Below are 15438 nucleotides of genomic sequence, written 5' to 3' on the forward strand. Positions count from 1 at the left end.
GGCTACGACGATTGATAGGCGTAGCCGCTCAGATCGTAGTTTCTTGATTTAGTTCCATCGAATTACGCAACAAAGCCTAAGAGAAAAAGAGGTCATCCTGAGGAACATAACCAGTAATATCGACATCAAACTCCCCTACATTCCTATCAGCCAAAGACACTTCTTTAATATTTAAACCCTGCTTTTTAAGATATTGAATAAGAGCAATTCTTTTTACTTCTTTTTCTTTTGGTGAGACAAACCGAACAGAGCGCTGTGGTAGCTTACATTCTACAGGTGGAAGATTGAAAACTTTATCTTGATGATAACTAGTTACAGAGTTGGCCACGGGAAAAAGATCTGAAGCAGTTTGTTCGCAAAATACCCTCACATTCTGCATAATCCACGCCCGCTCTTCCAAAGTTAATCCATTTTCAAAACAGTTGAACTCTAATGACTCGCAGCCACTATTTAGAGGGAAAACAACTCCTTTATCGATATCTTTGTTAAACGTACCGTTATGTACGATAAATTTATCTTCAGGTACTTTATGGGCATCTATGCTCCAAAACTCTGCTCGGCTGATAATCGGCCTTTCAGAAAAATAATGTGTATTGCTTGCTAGTGTCCAGTTTGTCGAGCTAAAACTCTCTAACTTGAATGGACCAGTTCCATACGGAGGGGAACTATCATCTCTTCTTTCCAAATAAATAGATGAACTAAGTTCGGCCAAAAGGTGCAGTATTGTTGGGTCTAAATGAGACATATGTAAGATCACCCAATTACTATTCGACGTTACATCTTTAATATGGCGGTATAGCAAGCTTAAGATGTCGTTCGCTTCAATCCTGTTTTTGATGCAAACCTCTATGTGCGTGGGTGTAAGTCGCTCACCATTATGAAAATAGATGTCAGGTCTAATACGCAGCCATAACTCGTTATCACTATATTCGTAATGGTGTGCTAAATGAGGACGAATTTGCCCTGAAGACTGATCATACTTCAATAGCGTATCGAACATAGATTCTATGTACAGCTTTGACCTCGCATACTGTACCTTTAGAGGGTGCAACTCGGGCAAAGTGTATGGAACAAGTGAAAGCAAAGTGTTCTTAGAGCTTTCACTATTATCAATAAGATAATGAGCTAAATTTCCATAGAAAGTATCAAGGTAGTCAAACCTACTGGCTAGATCTGCAGCATCAGATAGCCGACCTTTAGTGCAGAGATGCTTTAAGGTTTCATCTAGTGCCCCCTCAAAACCCGTTAGAATTTTTAGTACAGACTTGTTTCCTCTTCCTTTGCCCGAGACCCAGTGCAACCATCCTTTTTCGGACATTTTTTTCATTATTTTTGGAACATTTCTAATCGAACACTCTAACTGAACAGATAAACTAGAAGTGTCGACTTTATGTTCATAGCAGATCGTGTATATCGAACATAATTTCTCAAATGTTTTCAAGCTAACCGTTGACACAAAAGGTGAACTTTTTTCTTTTTTCATGACAGTTTTTTTTCCCAGAAAACAGAGGATAATGAATATTAAAAATAGTAATAGAGGTTATAACATGTGTCCATTAAGCTATACATATCACACACTAAATGCAAAGGATTTAATAAAAGACAACAACTTATCTCAATCTCCACATCCTACAGTGAAGAATAATAAAAAAGCAAATCGATGGATTGTATTTTTTATTACGTCTATTATTTTAATAATATTATCATGAGCAAATTACTTGTAGTTTTACTTGTCTTGTTCCTAACTTCACAATTCAATTTAAATCAAGAAAGAAAACATATAATATCATATAAATCCGAAGTGAATAAAAGGATAATTTTAACAAAAAAGTAATAGACCTAATACTATGATAAGATTATATTTTGAACTTAGAGTTTCCTTTGCTGTCTTACACTCACTTTAAAGAAAATTAAAGCCGTTTTATGATTAAAAAAAGCCTATTCTTGTACCTAGTAATCATACCATTCTCTTCGTTCTGTTTGGCTTCTCCATCCAAGAGTTTTGAAGGAGTTGTTTTAAATAACAAGGCCACTCAATTAAAAGATGTTTGGATTAGAATAAATAACAATAAAGTAAATGGTTATCTTGGTTGTAACTATCTAAAAGGTGAGGTTTCATTCACTGACGATAAAGTCTACTTAAAATGGTTTGTAAAAAGTAATGTTTTATGTCCAGTTACTATTCGGTATAAAGAGCAAAATATCATAAAATCAATGAAAATAATGAACCTTAAAGATGAGGATGGAAAAAGCTCTATTAAAGGAAGTTATGGAAACTATGTAATTCTATTCAATTAACCTTTAACTTTGGAATGTAACATGTACAAAATAAGAAGTTCAAACATTTTTATAATAACTTCATTCTCCCTAATGTCTGGATGTGCAGGTCTTGCCTGCGAATTACGTAGTGATTCCTCACTAACAGGAGAAAACAGCCATGAAAACTGTGTAAATAGAGTATCGAAACATATTCAAGAAAACGAAAAAGAAAAAGAGAGGAAAGAAAGAAACTTATTAGACAAGCAGTTATCTGAATCTCTTAAAAAATACAATGTAAGATGACGAACCTTAGATAACATACGTCACTCTTTTCATTAGCATTCATTCTAACCTTATCGGTGGTTGCTATTAACCACCGATAAGGTTGTCTAGCGCTATTATGTTAGATCTTCGATTGGAGCATTAGGCGCGTTGGTTTTTACCGACTCAATGCCTTTATCTCTAGATGCAGAGCTTTCATAAGATTGGCTTGTCCCTATCACTTGGTGATTCATTGCCTTTAGGTTAAACATGTATTTACCAGCAGAGGTCTCTTTCCTTTCATATTGAGAGTCGTAAGGAGAGTTGGTTTTTACTGAATCAATCCCGTTTTCACAGTTTGCTTTTGCTGTATAACCTTCACTAGCCAAAATGTTCTGTCCATTAGCTGCTTTTAAACGAAAACGAAACTCACCCGCGCTATCTTTATAAATTTCAAATTTTCCTGACATAGAACCCTCACAAACTATTGATAGAATTACGATTAAAAAATTAATACTCATATACAGTCATATAAAATGTAATCCCTTTTTCAAACTTTTCAATTAAGTTTGTCAATAAGCAGGCATCTGTCTCATTCATCCTTTATTTGGCTCACTTAACACAGAACTAACTAGCTCTCATCAATAGAGTTATAAACAAACAAAGGTAATTTTGAGAGGTAATTTAAATATCGGTAAATTCGCATTGATGCATAATTTAGTTGTGCATATGGTAAGCGCACTATCGTAAATGGAGATTATGTTGTGCAACCTAGAGGCAAACCACTTTCTGTACCACTACGTCCCAAAAATCCGACGGCACTTGAACTAGCTGTACACCGATATGAGGTTTCAGCTATTAAACTTTATAATCAAAGTTTGGATGAGAGCGACCCTAAATCTTTAAAAGCATCTCAAGAAGATTTGAAACACCTCAAAACTTTGAGACGTAGCTTAAGCGCACAGGTATCATTACAAAAACAACTTACAGAATATCAAGAGCGAAGCGCAGCTACTTCGCCAGACGATTTAATGGATGAACCTCACCACCCAACCCGTGTTTTGGCTAGAAACCTAACCAGTATCGGTGAAATCAAGCCAACCAAACGACATGATCCTCATCATATTATTATGGGGGCTGGGCAGTTTAGAAAAATGGAAATGATGCTGGCAAGACTCAACCTTCATACGTTTGGTCTTGGAATCAACGACCCATCCAATGGTGTTTGGTTGCCTCGAAATGTAAAAGACAAAGGACATTGGAGCTCTCCAGATGCTGAAGCACATAAGAAAATTCATCGTTATAACTATGAGACATGGATAGTGACACATTTGAGTAATGACTCTCTTAAAAAAGATGTATTCCTTAATCGTCTTCGTAATATCAAAATTAAATTGAAAACTTCTACTTACCCCGAAGGTATGATTTCTAACAAAAACCCGAATTGGAATGGTGAATAATGAACGTCTACCAATTGAAAGAGATGCCGCATGATTACAAGGCTTTGCAATTAGGCCCAACGGAACTCTTCGGAGCCATAGGTAAACAACATCTAATGACGATACACCGTCAACGCTCCCAAAACACGTCATTGGTAGATATCTGGAAAAATGTATCCGCTTCATTCGATGACGTTTTAGGAACTAACACTGACATCCCTGATGTGTCGTTATGGTCAATGACTTACCTTGTACTATCCCACCATTCTTACGAAATATTAAAGCCAAGCTTGGAAAATGAAGGTGAGTTTCTATTGGTAACTGTCGGTGAAGAACAAGTTTATATCTTTAACTGCCTCTCTTTTGGCCAAGAAGACGAATCTGTTTGCGTGAAGAAGTATCTTGATGGAATCGAAGATGGTTACGAAACACTTTATTTTGAAGAATCTGACATCGAGACGCGATACCTGTTTAAATCACGACTTGAAGGTTGCCAAAGACTGTATGCTACTGAATCTTTTAAACGCTTATGTGACCATCACGAGTTGCGTGGACTTCGATTTGAAGAAGAACTGCTGAGCGTGTTTTAGATGTAGAACTATCGTTCGTTTTGGAACACAATGGTTCTTCTCCGTTCAACTGTAGTTTTTGTAGCACTTTTATGTCGTGGCTTGCTTCATCAGTTTTAGCGCATAAGGCTAAGCCAGATAGAACGCTAGAGCATGAAAGTGCTATATTGAACACATCACGTCTTCAAGCCTCCCAAAAAAAAGGAATAATACTATGCCGACCTATCAGATCACTTACTTCAATGAAAAATGCGGCGTAATAGATAGTGAGGCTATCTTCATGAAAAGTCTAACGAATGCCAAGCGTTCTGCTGAGCATCATGCGCCAAAAGACATCAAGCAAATTGAAATCAAAGATTTAATGGGCAAAGTGCTGAGTCGATTAACGCTTGATGAGGGCTGGATTGATAACAACGAAGAGTGATATTACTTAGCAATCATGGTTCGTTTGGAGTGTCATCAATAAATACACAGGCTTGATTAGTTTTTCGTATTAACCTTTGACACAGTTTAATTTGTTTGTCTGTCAAAGCCTGTTCACGGTTGAGTTGATCGAGTAAACCTGCAAGCATGTCTCTGTCCAAGTTACTCAGTTTTTCAGAATGTATGAGGAGTGTCGTATTGATAAGTTCAGAGAGGTTTCTTGAGCTCACAATCCCCATTCCTTATCCCACTTCTTTTGTTCCTCAATCTCTTCTATTCGTTTGCGGACATCCTTTCTCTTTAACTCTTCTGGTATCCGCTTAATCCCTTTTCCTTTCGGATTAAGATCAAGTTGTTTCTGCTTTTGTGTCGGTTTAAGTAACTTGCTCACATATAATCCTATTTTTTAATGGTCAACTTAATTTCACACCACATCCATGTTGGCTATGAAATAGACAATGATACTACACAAGTCAGCACAAAATGGACACAAGCGTGTTATACGTTTATCTAAATTAGCTAAACTTAAAATTAATTAAGATAAGATTACCTCAATTAATTGTGGAATTTCACTTTTCATAAAAGTCTGAAAACATCAAACTTTGCTATTTATAAGAAAGCCATGCATACCAAAGTTAGAGTACATCATGTCTTCACTATGTTGACTTAGATACCAATGTTGTAACGTGCCATGTGCCAGTTTTCCTGTGGCAAACTTGGGCTTAACACATAGAGCCCAAAACCGTTAACAGTAGGTACCAAATCATCAAATTCTCAATTATTTTTAAGCAAAGTTGAATATAATTTTTCTTTGCTTAGAGTCGATTTCTTTAACGGTAATGTTTACTTGAGTGCCAAGTGTAAAAGTTGTCGTTTGGCTTGAGATTTTTTGTTTGATCGCATCGAATTCAAAATCGCCATTTTGAAAACTGGATAAAGGTATGAGACCTTCGATTCTGTTTTCCTCCAGCTCTACAAAAACACCAAAGTGCGTAACTCCAGAAACACTTCCCATGAAGTTTCGTCCAATAAATGGTTTCATGTAGTGACATTTCAGTGCTGATTCAACCTCACGACTAACTTCATCAGCTTGGCGAGATTGATGCGAACAGTGCACACTGAGTTGCTCAATCTCTTTTGTATCGTAAGGGTAACTATTCGAAACCCCTGCTAGCTGGCGTATCGGCTTGAGCTTCATTAACAGGCTACGTAATTTACCAGTAGTTTTCTCTCGAAGCTTGGCACGGATGGCACGATGAATGAGTAAATCAGGGTAACGACGAATTGGAGATGTAAAGTGCGCGTAAGCATCGTATGCTAAGCCAAAGTGGCCCAAGTTTTTAGGCGAATATTCAGCTTGGCTTTGAGAGCGCAGCAGCAAGGTACGTATTATGTCATACTCATCCAAATCTCGAACTTGATCTAAAAGTGCGTTGTAGTCGTGAGACGTTGGCTTGTCATCCCCCGCCAATGTTAGTCCTTTTTCCGCAAGTAACATTCTCAGTGAGGTTAGCTTTTTCATCTGAGGGCCAGAGTGGACACGATATAGGCTCGGTATTTTATTTAGCTCTAGAAATTGCGCAGTAGCAACGTTAGCGCACAGCATAAACTCTTCGATCATTCGGTGAGCGTCATTTCGAACAACAGGGACGATAGAGGCAATCTTCTTTTTGTTGTTTAGCTTAAAAGCGAGTTCTTGTGTATCAAAATCAATCGCTCCACGAACTTTGCGTTGGCCAGATAAATTCAAATATAAACGATGAAGATTCACCAAATACTGCGCAATATTATTTTTAGTGTTGTTGCTTTGGTATGTTGTTTTAGCCGAAGATTGCATGATAATGCGGTTAGCGTCGTCGTACGTTAATCTGGCATGAGAGTGAATGATGCCTTCAGAAAACTCTGAATCTAGCATGTTACCCTCATCATCAAAGGTCATCTCGCATACCATTACTAATCTGTCTTCATTGGGGTTTAGTGAACACAAACCATTAGATAGAGACTCTGGTAGCATTGGCACAACGCATCCAGGGAAATAAACGGATGTAGCACGACTCTGCGCTTCAAGATCTAAATGGTCATTTGGTTTAACGTAGTGAGATACGTCAGCAATTGCGACGAAGAGCTTCCACTGACCGTTGTCCATTTGATACCCATAAACAGCATCATCAAAGTCTTTTGCGTCATCACCATCAATAGTGACAAAAGGTAAATCTCGATAGTCTACTCGTGATGTCTTGTCCTTTTCTTCTACCTGAGAGCCGAAGGCAGATGCAGCATCAAGTACGTCTTTATCCCATTTGTCATTGATTCCATGACGACGCAAAGATAATTTCACTTCTATACTAGCTTCTCCCGGACGCCCTAAGACTTCACCCACCTCAACGGTAGTTGGTTGTCTATAGTCTGGGTAAGTATTGATTTTACAGTGGACAAGTTTGCCGACATTTTTAGCAACCAGTTCATTTGGAGTGACGTAAATGGTTTGAGTTAACTTCGAGTTTTCTGGCAATAAGTAGAGTTTAGAGCCTTTTCTTTTTAACAAACCCACTATGTGAGTTGTTTTTCGCTCCACTATCTTGATAAACCGATGGTTTGAACGACCTTGATGCTGCGTATGCCCTTTCAACACCAGTATAATATCACCATCAAACACATGACTAAGTTGATGCTTTGGTAAGAATAGGTCTTTCTCATTAGCGTCGTAGGTGAGAAAACCAAAACCGTCTGCATGGATGCTTATCTTGCCAGTCACTAACGATGATAGGTCAACTCTCTTGTAGCCTTTTCTTTTCGTAAAAATAAGCTGACCATCACGCTCCATAGCTCTTAAGCGTTTTTTTAAAGCATCTTTCTCTGGCTCGTCATTCAGGCCAGATGAATGAGAAATCTGTTCATAGCTTAAGTAGCTTTTTACTTTATCGAATAGGCCTAGAATAGCATCTCGGCTAGGAATAACATTGTCATATTTAGTGTAGTTTAGTGATTGAGCGGATATATTTAATTTCATTTAATTCTCTTTTTATTCACCAATCGCTTTTAATATAAACCTATTTATACGAGAAAAGCACTAGGCGAACTGATTCATTCTTGAATCAAGTTATTTATTATGTAGGTATTTATTGGCATTTTGCCAAAGATATATACTGAAATGACTTATTAGACGAGTCTATTTTCGTAGCAAAGTGAGGTAAATATTAACGTTTAAACTCAAGTGACTTGGGTATATAAATTTGAATGAAAGTTTGTGATGATAAAAAGAAGAGATAATGGGCACCAACGAATGTTGATGCCATAGAGTCTGTTACATTACAGTAACTTCGCCTGCTTGCAGACCTTTTTTACCTTGCTCAACAACGTAAGATACTTTTTGGCCTTCAGAAAGTGTTTTGAAGCCAGTTGAGACAATTGATTGGAAATGGACAAACAAGTCTTCACCACCACTCTCTGGAGAAATAAAGCCGAAACCTTTAGTTTCGTTGAACCATTTTACTGAACCAGTTGATTTATTAGACATAGATACCTCTATATAAGATAATTTTAATATTAAATTCTTAGCTAATAAGCGCTATTATATGATTTAGAGATATATATTTTGTCGCAGGAACGTAAACGAGGGAATCGATAAAGAACTGAGAGAAATTTGATCTTAAAATAATTAAATAGCTCTTTTCTTAAGAGCTGATGTGCAGTATACCGATAAAATTACTAAAGGCTAGCTTTTTATTTTTATTTTCACCTTAAACTTTAACAGTAGCTCTCTCCCATCGAACGTGTTATGCAAAAGAAAACTCTAACTAGGCATTACTTTCTGGTACTAGTTACTAAAGAGCTATCACACGTTGTAATCTACAAAACCACAACAAAAATCAAAGGCAACCAGCTGATTAAGTTGAATTTATATTTCTCATCGAGTTTTATAAAGGCAAGCATTTATAAAAATGTTGCATCTACTCAAATGAGGAAAAAACGGGGAAATACCTATCTATTTACTTCAATGAGTGTATAGTGAAGTTAGCTCCAAAACGTGAGCTATTGATGAAACATACAGTTCAAGTATCTTCTTAGTTTTCTTTCGAGTCATATCGTTATACAACTCCCTTAGCAGCTTATTCTTTATCTTCCATTAAATAGCCCCAGTTTGGTTTTTAACTATAAAAATAGCTTCATAGATTGCAGCCCTATTTAACAAGGTCCAACTTAGAATTTTGAACTAAACATGAAGTAAAAGTCCTTTTAGTTGTGATTTCTGACCATTTAGATACGTTATCCTTTGGAGCTATTCTTTATCATTGTTAATGAGCAATTATAGTCGTATGTTGAAACAGGCTTACTTCAGCCACTTTAGGCTATCTTTCATGTAAAAAATATAGCCTGTATATTCAATGTACTTTTGATGAATATGTTCAAACAGGAACAAGAATGAGAAAAAAACGAGATAAATCTCCAAGAAAATACAAAAAAAGCGGCTACGAGGTTAAGTTTGAGCAGATGGTTAAAGAATACCATGATGCCAAAGAGACGCTAGAATCAATGAAACAAGGTTCTGAGGAGTATAATAAGCAGAAAAATCTCTGCGAATCTCTATTTGCTAGTGCTGAACGCTTCTTTAAAAAAAATCAGTGATACTATAAAGAATTAGGCCTAATTCCTTAGTGATAGTGGTGTGCAGTGTCAACCGCTTCGCATCGCTATCATTCTCCCCATAGGTTCGTTTCGTTTTCCGGTACCTTGCAGTTGTCAAAAATTTAATGCTACCTTCATCCAGAAATAGCTTGGGTATTGATTAGTAAAATTAAGCCCCTCAAACTGAGAGGCACTCTACTTGACAAGAATACAGCAACGCTATTTATCACACTCTAGCCTAAATCCCATTTGTTCACGCTGAATCAGCATTCCACAAATCATTGATTCCATTAAAAGTAACAGTGAGCGAACCTTGCCTTCCGTGCATTGTTTTTTGTCTTCTCTTGTTGCCCTTCTCGCAATCTCACTTTTGTTAAGTCCATAGACATAGTGAAGAACAAAAAATGTCATTGGCCTTGGGTTTTCCTTATCCATCATACAAGCAACCAACTTATCAATGACTATAGCATCATCATCACATAGCTTATATCTTAAGTCTGGAGCCACAGGCAGGACATTCGATAACCCACACATCTGTGTATACCAATGACAACCAGTATTATTGTGTGACCAGTTTCCCCACCCTCTTAACAGTACTCGTGTACGTTCTAAATCTTGATCTTTCATATTGATACCATTACTTCAATTGCATGTTGGTGTGAACTAAGCTGACTCGTAGAAATACTCAAAGTTAGTACTCATCACGTCAGCTTTGGCCTTGTAGACTTTCTCAATGTCGTATAAGTCATACACTGTCCAGTTCTGCGGAGAGTGATAACTTTCTAACGTTTCTAAGCGAGATAGTCCGATACGTTCGATAAGTCCCCGTCGGTACTCTTTCACATTCCCCGATTTGTTCCCGTTGCATTCGTAGCACTGGCCATGGGCATTGTCTTCATTGAATCTAAGTTCAGGGGCTGCGCCTACAGAACGAAAGTGGCCGCAACACAGAGGCAAGTAGCGTCCACAGCTAGCACACGGTTTGCCGCTATCTCGTAACACGATAAAACGGTTAAATTGTTCTTGAGCTTTTTGAACTCGATACCCGTATTTCTTAATTTTCATTTGTCAGCCACAGCCCCATAAATCCAGTAAAAAGAGCCGTTAGGTAGATGAGAAACAAACTATCGAAATGGAAGCCACGCCCAGAGAAGAGAAAGCAGAATTGCAAGAATGCTGACGATACCACTGCTATCGCACTAACCACCGTAAATAAGGCAAATAACAGACGTATCATGCAAACTCCATAAAGCGATATACGGCGTTTTGCATCTCTTGCTCGTCGTTAAATACTTGAAAAAGTGATTGGTTCCATATGACGTTAAAACAACCTTTGTAAATTTTTTCGAATTGTTCTTGGTCTGCGTTCTCAAAAGCGATAGACCAAGGCCGCTTTACTGTTCCTCCATTGGGGAGCATTTCTAAATCAAAATAACCAGCTTCGATCATCACTTGGTATCGGTAGTTCTCAATACACTTGTAAGCCTCTGGGTCGCAGTGACTTTCTCGCTGTTTTTTTATTTTCGATAAGACGATGTTGGCAATCTCAATACCATGTGTTTCATACATGTCTTCTCGTCCAGCCAGCTGACAGAATTGCTTCGCAGTTTCATGTGCTATGTAATACTCTGGTTCGCTGATTAGGCTTACGTCGGGAGACCAATACTCGAATCCTAGGTGTATCAACGCAAAAAATTTACGATGGTGATCCAAAACACGGGCTTTCGCTTTAGACTTAGGCTTAATAGCCACAACGCGTCCACGCATCGTAGCAGCCTTTTCGCGCATTTCAGGTGTTGCGTACTGAATATAACCACCAGTACCAATTGCACCGATGATCTCTGTCGTTTCTTTTTTCGCCTTCACAGTTGAACAACTACGCACGTTTCAACTCCTTAAAGTGAATTCTTGGTTTCGCCAACTTTTGAGCCTTTTTGGCTTTCTCTATCATCAAGTCGACACGAAATTGAGTGTTCTCAGAGTCATCATCGTTAGCCGCGATCATCTGCTCATAATCTTTGAGAGTAATGCCATAATCATTCGCTATGTCGTTTAACATCTGATTCGCTAACTCACGCGCTTTGCGCCACTCTCCACAATTGTGAAAGTGCTTGTAGATATCCTCATATTGTTCACTAGCAACTTTTTGATTTGCCATATTCAGGCGTAGCAACTTACCCTCGATAAACGGCAGATCAGATGGAATGCCCCACTTTTTAGAACCGGCATACCAAAACTTCGGTAGGTAGTAGATCATCTCTCCCCCTGCAATCGCTCTCGGATTTGTCGTTGTTGCTGGATGAATTTCTTTAACTTTTCAATATCCGCTTGGAAACTGACAATAGCTTTATCGCCACCAGGAATGTTCCATTGTTGATGCTGCATAATGTTCTGCTGCAAACCTGCTACTTTAGATTCAGCTAGACGTATCTCGTTCTCAATTTGGGCTGTACAGTCAAGCTGAACTGGTGACTCTAGGTTTTTATTGCATCGTCCCTTGTTCTGCTCTTTGGCTAACCAAGAATTGATAAATCTAGGGATTCCACTTTTGGTCTTGCGTCTGGTGGGATTAGATTTCAACCAACCAAGCATGTTTCGAAATTCCTGATAAACATCTACAGACGGATACAGCTTTCTGAACTCGAATATGTCCTCCATGTACACGGAATAAATCTCACCACGACGATTCGTTGGAAGTTCAAATTCAGATTCAGGTTTTCTGGTTTCAAGCAATTCATCATTGCTTGGAACAAGATCTTTTAAAGGATCAATGGTTGGTTCTATGACTGGTTCTGTTACCCAATTTTGGGTACCTTTCAAATCCGTTTTTGGGTACCTTTCAAGTCCAATTTTGGGTACCTTCGGAAGGTGTCCATTTTCGGGTACCTTCTCTTCAGGGCTCGTGGTTCTTGATGATTTTGGGACTTGATGCTTCACATCGTCTTCTATGCCTAACAATTCCCATACAACAACCTGTTTCGTTGACCCCTTTCTTTTCCCAGAATCTCGAATGATCCCAAGCTCTTGCATTACCTTTAGGTTCGAACGAATTGTTTTGATGTTTAAGCGAGTATCGAGCTCTATACGCTCCGCACTCGGATATGCTCTATGATACTCATCAGCTCGATCGGCAAGAGATAGAAGGATTAACTTCATCGTGGCCTTGATATCTTGTCGCCACGCCCAATCTGTAGCTCGTCTACTCATATTCTTGACTTCCAGCGCTACGCTGCGCTTTTCTTATACGCCTAGAGGTAAAACCAACAACCCTCTCACCAATCGTTAAGCGTTTGACTTTTATGGCGGTCAAACTCGCGTTGCTTTTCCAGCAATATATTCGTAAGCCCCTGATAACAATCAACGGTCTTTCCCGCCACGACTAACTCTTTAACCGTAAACTCTCCATCTCTGATGACGACTTGAACTGGAGCAGTGATTGTTACGATTTCAGAAACGGGAATTAATGATTTATCAATTACGCCTTTTTTCATTTGTCTATCCCATAAACTCGAATCGCAGCTAACTTGCTCGCGACAACTCGTGCAGCTGCTTCAATAGCAGCTGACTTAATAGCTTTCGCTTCTTTGTTGTCGATCATTTGGTCATTTGCGAGTGCTCGGCAAATCTCGACATTCGCTTCACCAAGTGCTGCCATCTCTTTGTTCTGGATTTCGCTAAGCTCTTCCGCGTCAAGTTCGAATTCCGCCATAGGAACAAACAAACCACCGCGTTGGCCTGCGCGATATTGAGCCAGACAGTAGGTGTCGGCGTGGATTTCCATTGCTTCTAGATCTTCATCATCGAAAAAACGACAACCGTTTCGCTCATAGAGCTTGTTGTTGAAGGTGGTTTCAGACATACCAATTGCGCCAGCTAAAGCACCTCGACCTCCCTTGGTCTTCTTGATGATTTCTTTGATCACTTCTTTTTTCGAGTCAAATTTCACTAACATAATTAGATTTTCCTTGTAGTTATGCAGTTTTCTTTGGTGCTGTATTATCTGGAAATACATCTTGGAACTTGCACTTAGCCCCCAAAGAGCAGAGAGCATTAATTATCTGCCAGCATGTTTTTAGATTCGGGCTACGCCCTTTTTCATATCGATTAACTGTTGCTTGATAAACACCTAGCTCATCAGCAAGTTGCTGCTGAGTTATTCCTAAATTGGTACGGTAATCTTTAATTCGGTTCATATGTCCTCCGTCACATGAGAACACTTATACCAATTTGGAATTCCACATGCAATCAATATATTCCATAACGGTTGTTTTTAAAAAATACCGCAGTGGCATAATTAGCGAATGAAAACAAATTGGAATGAACTGGTTAAATCCAGGATGAAGACCTCAGGCATAACCCAATCAGATCTTGCTGAATTAATGGGAGTGGCTCAGGGAACTATTGCTCGCTACTTAAACGAGAAGCGAGAACCAAGCCTTGATACGATTGCCGAAATGATGAAGCACGTCGGACTTAGTCAAATGACTTTGCTTTCTGACGGCTCCGTTACACCTGATGGTTTTGCTAATGTAAAATCAATAGATGACCAACCTGAAACCAAAGGGCTATTCCCTTTAATCAGTTCAGTGCAAGCGGGACAATGGAGAGAAGCTTGCGAACCGTATAACGTTAAAGACGTACAAATGCTGGCAACAACTGAGAAAGCGAGTTCAAGTTCATTTTGGCTAACAGTTGAAGGCGATTCGATGACAGCACCACCCGGTTCGCCACTTAGTTTCCCTACTGGTGTTCGCGTTCTAGTCGATCCTGAGGTTGAAGCGGTTAATAAGTCACTGGTTGTTGCTAAGCTTGATGATGTTAACGAAGCCACATTCAAACAACTCATCATTGACGCGGGACAGAAGTTTCTCAGTCCGTTAAACCCATCATTCCCTAAACTGCCAATTAATGGTAACTGTAAGATTGTAGGTGTAGTGGTTGATGCTAAGATTAACGTCAAACTTACCTGAGCATAGAATCTACACAGAGTAATTCCCCCACCAATTTGATGATAACCGCCCTAGTGGCGGTTTTTTATTGTCTAAAATCTGTCCCCCATATTTCAGAATTCATCCTATCATCAAAAATAATTCCATTTTGACATTTACATTTAAATTCCATTATGGAATATTAATTATACCAAGGCGATGCCTTGAGGCTCTTTAAAACTGTTGGAAACCCAAAATAAACTGATACGCCCCGCTTTCGATGGCGTGAAACACTTAAACGGATGAGCGAGACCACTAGGTGGTACAAAACGTTTGAGAGCACCTATCAGCAAAGGGCTGATAGATGAGTAACGAAAGTAAATCTACGGTCACCCGACATAGTGAAGTGACTAGACCTGTCCCAGAGGTGCTCTAGTAGTAACGGGCTTTGGCTTTCTTATGAGAGCCATTTTGAAATGCTCTTAACGGTCGGTCGATTTTGATAGTGACAACCGACTGAGCCTTGATAAATCGCGTTAGGGGCATTTCAAAATTGCGGTATCGGACCGGTCTTTAAGATCTGTGTATTAATTTTTATCCGGTACCGCAATTTACCCTAGTACACACACGTCCCAACAAGCATAAGACTTTCTTTAGAGGTATTAAAGAGCGTACCCATTGCAACCTCTCTCCCACCTAGCCAGCTCTGGCTTATGCGTGCTCTGTTTAATGTCTCTACTGAGGAATTGACTGTGGACAGACCTTCCCAAGAATCCGTTGAGCAGTTCTGGCTCTCGGTAAAAAAACTACCGCACGATCGAAAAATTATGACCGATTACTGCCGGAAGCATGGTTTCCGTAGTCCTGACTCGGTTGAAGAAAATTTTGAAACTGCATCTTCCCTCAAAATTCAAGGCAGCTTAGCTGTATAAG

The 15438-nt window shown here is 39.0% G+C and carries 22 protein-coding genes; 8 read left to right on the forward strand and 14 right to left on the reverse strand.

The features are described from left to right. Window positions 1–76 precede the first annotated feature (76 nt). Complete coding sequence (locus R7Z41_RS00005; RefSeq protein ID WP_318136290.1) at window positions 77–1483, reverse strand: SgrR family transcriptional regulator; 1407 nt, start codon at window positions 1481–1483, stop codon at window positions 77–79. Between the two features lie 440 nt (window positions 1484–1923). Here R7Z41_RS00005 and R7Z41_RS00010 point away from each other — a divergent pair, with 440 nt between their 5' ends. Further along, window positions 1924–2298, forward strand: coding sequence for a hypothetical protein (locus R7Z41_RS00010; RefSeq protein WP_054866079.1), 375 nt, complete (start codon window positions 1924–1926; stop codon window positions 2296–2298). A 21-nt stretch (window positions 2299–2319) separates the two neighbouring features. Then, the gene (locus tag R7Z41_RS00015) at window positions 2320–2562 is read left to right on the forward strand and encodes a hypothetical protein (RefSeq protein WP_139832016.1); all 243 of its coding nucleotides are present in this window, start codon (window positions 2320–2322) and stop codon (window positions 2560–2562) included. Between the two features lie 95 nt (window positions 2563–2657). Here R7Z41_RS00015 and R7Z41_RS00020 read toward each other — a convergent pair whose 3' ends face one another. Next, window positions 2658–2990: a YegP family protein gene (locus R7Z41_RS00020; protein ID WP_054702441.1), complete on the reverse strand. Its 333-nt coding sequence runs from the start codon at window positions 2988–2990 to the stop codon at window positions 2658–2660. A 294-nt stretch (window positions 2991–3284) separates the two neighbouring features. Here R7Z41_RS00020 and R7Z41_RS00025 point away from each other — a divergent pair, with 294 nt between their 5' ends. From R7Z41_RS00025 to R7Z41_RS00035, 3 genes are all read left to right on the forward strand, one after another. After that, on the forward strand, window positions 3285–3980 hold the full coding sequence (locus R7Z41_RS00025) for an AHH domain-containing protein (RefSeq protein WP_054729459.1): 696 nt from the start codon (window positions 3285–3287) through the stop codon (window positions 3978–3980). After that, window positions 3980–4549 carry a hypothetical protein gene (locus R7Z41_RS00030; RefSeq protein ID WP_054702449.1) on the forward strand — a complete coding sequence of 190 codons (570 nt, stop codon included), beginning with the start codon at window positions 3980–3982 and terminating at the stop codon, window positions 4547–4549. Before R7Z41_RS00025 ends, R7Z41_RS00030 begins: the two co-directional genes overlap by 1 nt. Before the next feature lie 193 nt (window positions 4550–4742). Further along, window positions 4743–4952: a hypothetical protein gene (locus R7Z41_RS00035; RefSeq protein WP_054702452.1), complete on the forward strand. Its 210-nt coding sequence runs from the start codon at window positions 4743–4745 to the stop codon at window positions 4950–4952. A 225-nt stretch (window positions 4953–5177) separates the two neighbouring features. On the opposite strand, the gene R7Z41_RS00040 is transcribed toward R7Z41_RS00035, so the two are convergent. The 3 genes from R7Z41_RS00040 to R7Z41_RS00050 all read right to left on the reverse strand — a co-directional run bounded on the left by R7Z41_RS00040 (window position 5178) and on the right by R7Z41_RS00050 (window position 8468). Further along, window positions 5178–5342: a hypothetical protein gene (locus tag R7Z41_RS00040; RefSeq protein ID WP_165439064.1), complete on the reverse strand. Its 165-nt coding sequence runs from the start codon at window positions 5340–5342 to the stop codon at window positions 5178–5180. Window positions 5343–5735: 393 nt separating this feature from the next. Beyond that, window positions 5736–7961, reverse strand: a complete 2226-nt coding sequence (gene rnr / locus R7Z41_RS00045; RefSeq protein WP_262678680.1) for a ribonuclease R — start codon at window positions 7959–7961, stop codon at window positions 5736–5738. 294 nt (window positions 7962–8255) lie between these two features. Then, window positions 8256–8468, reverse strand: a complete 213-nt coding sequence (locus R7Z41_RS00050; RefSeq protein WP_054866077.1) for a cold-shock protein — start codon at window positions 8466–8468, stop codon at window positions 8256–8258. Between the two features lie 905 nt (window positions 8469–9373). On the opposite strand from R7Z41_RS00050, the gene R7Z41_RS00055 reads away from it, so the two are divergent. Then, the gene (locus tag R7Z41_RS00055; protein WP_054729450.1) at window positions 9374–9577 is read left to right on the forward strand and encodes a hypothetical protein; all 204 of its coding nucleotides are present in this window, start codon (window positions 9374–9376) and stop codon (window positions 9575–9577) included. Window positions 9578–9796: 219 nt separating this feature from the next. On the opposite strand, the gene R7Z41_RS00060 is transcribed toward R7Z41_RS00055, so the two are convergent. The 9 genes from R7Z41_RS00060 to R7Z41_RS00100 form a co-directional block, all read right to left on the reverse strand. After that, window positions 9797–10204 carry an antiterminator Q family protein gene (locus R7Z41_RS00060; protein ID WP_054729448.1) on the reverse strand — a complete coding sequence of 136 codons (408 nt, stop codon included), beginning with the start codon at window positions 10202–10204 and terminating at the stop codon, window positions 9797–9799. Between the two features lie 36 nt (window positions 10205–10240). Next, window positions 10241–10642: a recombination protein NinG gene (locus R7Z41_RS00065; RefSeq protein WP_052499855.1), complete on the reverse strand. Its 402-nt coding sequence runs from the start codon at window positions 10640–10642 to the stop codon at window positions 10241–10243. Then, on the reverse strand, window positions 10632–10814 hold the full coding sequence (locus R7Z41_RS00070) for a hypothetical protein (RefSeq protein WP_054729445.1): 183 nt from the start codon (window positions 10812–10814) through the stop codon (window positions 10632–10634). Before R7Z41_RS00070 ends, R7Z41_RS00065 begins: the two co-directional genes overlap by 11 nt. Beyond that, window positions 10811–11461, reverse strand: coding sequence for a DUF1367 family protein (locus tag R7Z41_RS00075; protein WP_005495408.1), 651 nt, complete (start codon window positions 11459–11461; stop codon window positions 10811–10813). The genes R7Z41_RS00070 and R7Z41_RS00075 overlap by 4 nt, the downstream gene beginning before the upstream one ends. After that, complete coding sequence (locus R7Z41_RS00080) at window positions 11454–11834, reverse strand: hypothetical protein (protein WP_149191849.1); 381 nt, start codon at window positions 11832–11834, stop codon at window positions 11454–11456. The genes R7Z41_RS00075 and R7Z41_RS00080 overlap by 8 nt, the downstream gene beginning before the upstream one ends. Further along, on the reverse strand, window positions 11831–12784 hold the full coding sequence (locus R7Z41_RS00085; RefSeq protein WP_085569541.1) for a helix-turn-helix domain-containing protein: 954 nt from the start codon (window positions 12782–12784) through the stop codon (window positions 11831–11833). Before R7Z41_RS00085 ends, R7Z41_RS00080 begins: the two co-directional genes overlap by 4 nt. A gap of 65 nt (window positions 12785–12849) precedes the next feature. Then, window positions 12850–13068, reverse strand: a complete 219-nt coding sequence (locus tag R7Z41_RS00090) for a hypothetical protein (RefSeq protein WP_005495414.1) — start codon at window positions 13066–13068, stop codon at window positions 12850–12852. Next, on the reverse strand, window positions 13065–13529 hold the full coding sequence (locus R7Z41_RS00095) for a YmfL family putative regulatory protein (protein ID WP_318136291.1): 465 nt from the start codon (window positions 13527–13529) through the stop codon (window positions 13065–13067). The genes R7Z41_RS00090 and R7Z41_RS00095 overlap by 4 nt, the downstream gene beginning before the upstream one ends. A gap of 19 nt (window positions 13530–13548) precedes the next feature. Then, on the reverse strand, window positions 13549–13770 hold the full coding sequence (locus R7Z41_RS00100; RefSeq protein ID WP_021486590.1) for a helix-turn-helix transcriptional regulator: 222 nt from the start codon (window positions 13768–13770) through the stop codon (window positions 13549–13551). Window positions 13771–13914: 144 nt separating this feature from the next. On the opposite strand from R7Z41_RS00100, the gene R7Z41_RS00105 reads away from it, so the two are divergent. Further along, on the forward strand, window positions 13915–14547 hold the full coding sequence (locus tag R7Z41_RS00105) for a LexA family protein (RefSeq protein ID WP_236147218.1): 633 nt from the start codon (window positions 13915–13917) through the stop codon (window positions 14545–14547). A gap of 710 nt (window positions 14548–15257) precedes the next feature. Further along, the gene (locus R7Z41_RS00110; protein WP_127463331.1) at window positions 15258–15437 is read left to right on the forward strand and encodes a hypothetical protein; all 180 of its coding nucleotides are present in this window, start codon (window positions 15258–15260) and stop codon (window positions 15435–15437) included. Window position 15438: the final 1 nt, after the last annotated feature.

Origin of the sequence: Vibrio sp. 1457, assembly GCF_033340195.1 — a bacterium.
GTDB classification, from domain to species: Bacteria; Pseudomonadota; Gammaproteobacteria; order Enterobacterales; family Vibrionaceae; genus Vibrio; species Vibrio alginolyticus.

Coding starts and splice junctions, on each gene's coding strand:
- R7Z41_RS00005 (WP_318136290.1), bottom strand. CDS start 1,483: ATGAAAAAAGAAAAAAGTTCACCTTTTGTGTCAACGGTTAGCTTGAAA.
- R7Z41_RS00010 (WP_054866079.1), top strand. CDS start 1,924: ATGATTAAAAAAAGCCTATTCTTGTACCTAGTAATCATACCATTCTCT.
- R7Z41_RS00015 (WP_139832016.1), top strand. CDS start 2,320: ATGTACAAAATAAGAAGTTCAAACATTTTTATAATAACTTCATTCTCC.
- R7Z41_RS00020 (WP_054702441.1), bottom strand. CDS start 2,990: ATGTCAGGAAAATTTGAAATTTATAAAGATAGCGCGGGTGAGTTTCGT.
- R7Z41_RS00030 (WP_054702449.1), top strand. CDS start 3,980: ATGAACGTCTACCAATTGAAAGAGATGCCGCATGATTACAAGGCTTTG.
- R7Z41_RS00035 (WP_054702452.1), top strand. CDS start 4,743: ATGCCGACCTATCAGATCACTTACTTCAATGAAAAATGCGGCGTAATA.
- rnr (WP_262678680.1), bottom strand. CDS start 7,961: ATGAAATTAAATATATCCGCTCAATCACTAAACTACACTAAATATGAC.
- R7Z41_RS00050 (WP_054866077.1), bottom strand. CDS start 8,468: ATGTCTAATAAATCAACTGGTTCAGTAAAATGGTTCAACGAAACTAAA.
- R7Z41_RS00055 (WP_054729450.1), top strand. CDS start 9,374: ATGAGAAAAAAACGAGATAAATCTCCAAGAAAATACAAAAAAAGCGGC.
- R7Z41_RS00060 (WP_054729448.1), bottom strand. CDS start 10,204: ATGAAAGATCAAGATTTAGAACGTACACGAGTACTGTTAAGAGGGTGG.
- R7Z41_RS00065 (WP_052499855.1), bottom strand. CDS start 10,642: ATGAAAATTAAGAAATACGGGTATCGAGTTCAAAAAGCTCAAGAACAA.
- R7Z41_RS00070 (WP_054729445.1), bottom strand. CDS start 10,814: ATGATACGTCTGTTATTTGCCTTATTTACGGTGGTTAGTGCGATAGCA.
- R7Z41_RS00080 (WP_149191849.1), bottom strand. CDS start 11,834: ATGATCTACTACCTACCGAAGTTTTGGTATGCCGGTTCTAAAAAGTGG.
- R7Z41_RS00085 (WP_085569541.1), bottom strand. CDS start 12,784: ATGAGTAGACGAGCTACAGATTGGGCGTGGCGACAAGATATCAAGGCC.
- R7Z41_RS00090 (WP_005495414.1), bottom strand. CDS start 13,068: ATGAAAAAAGGCGTAATTGATAAATCATTAATTCCCGTTTCTGAAATC.
- R7Z41_RS00095 (WP_318136291.1), bottom strand. CDS start 13,529: ATGTTAGTGAAATTTGACTCGAAAAAAGAAGTGATCAAAGAAATCATC.
- R7Z41_RS00100 (WP_021486590.1), bottom strand. CDS start 13,770: ATGAACCGAATTAAAGATTACCGTACCAATTTAGGAATAACTCAGCAG.
- R7Z41_RS00105 (WP_236147218.1), top strand. CDS start 13,915: ATGAAGACCTCAGGCATAACCCAATCAGATCTTGCTGAATTAATGGGA.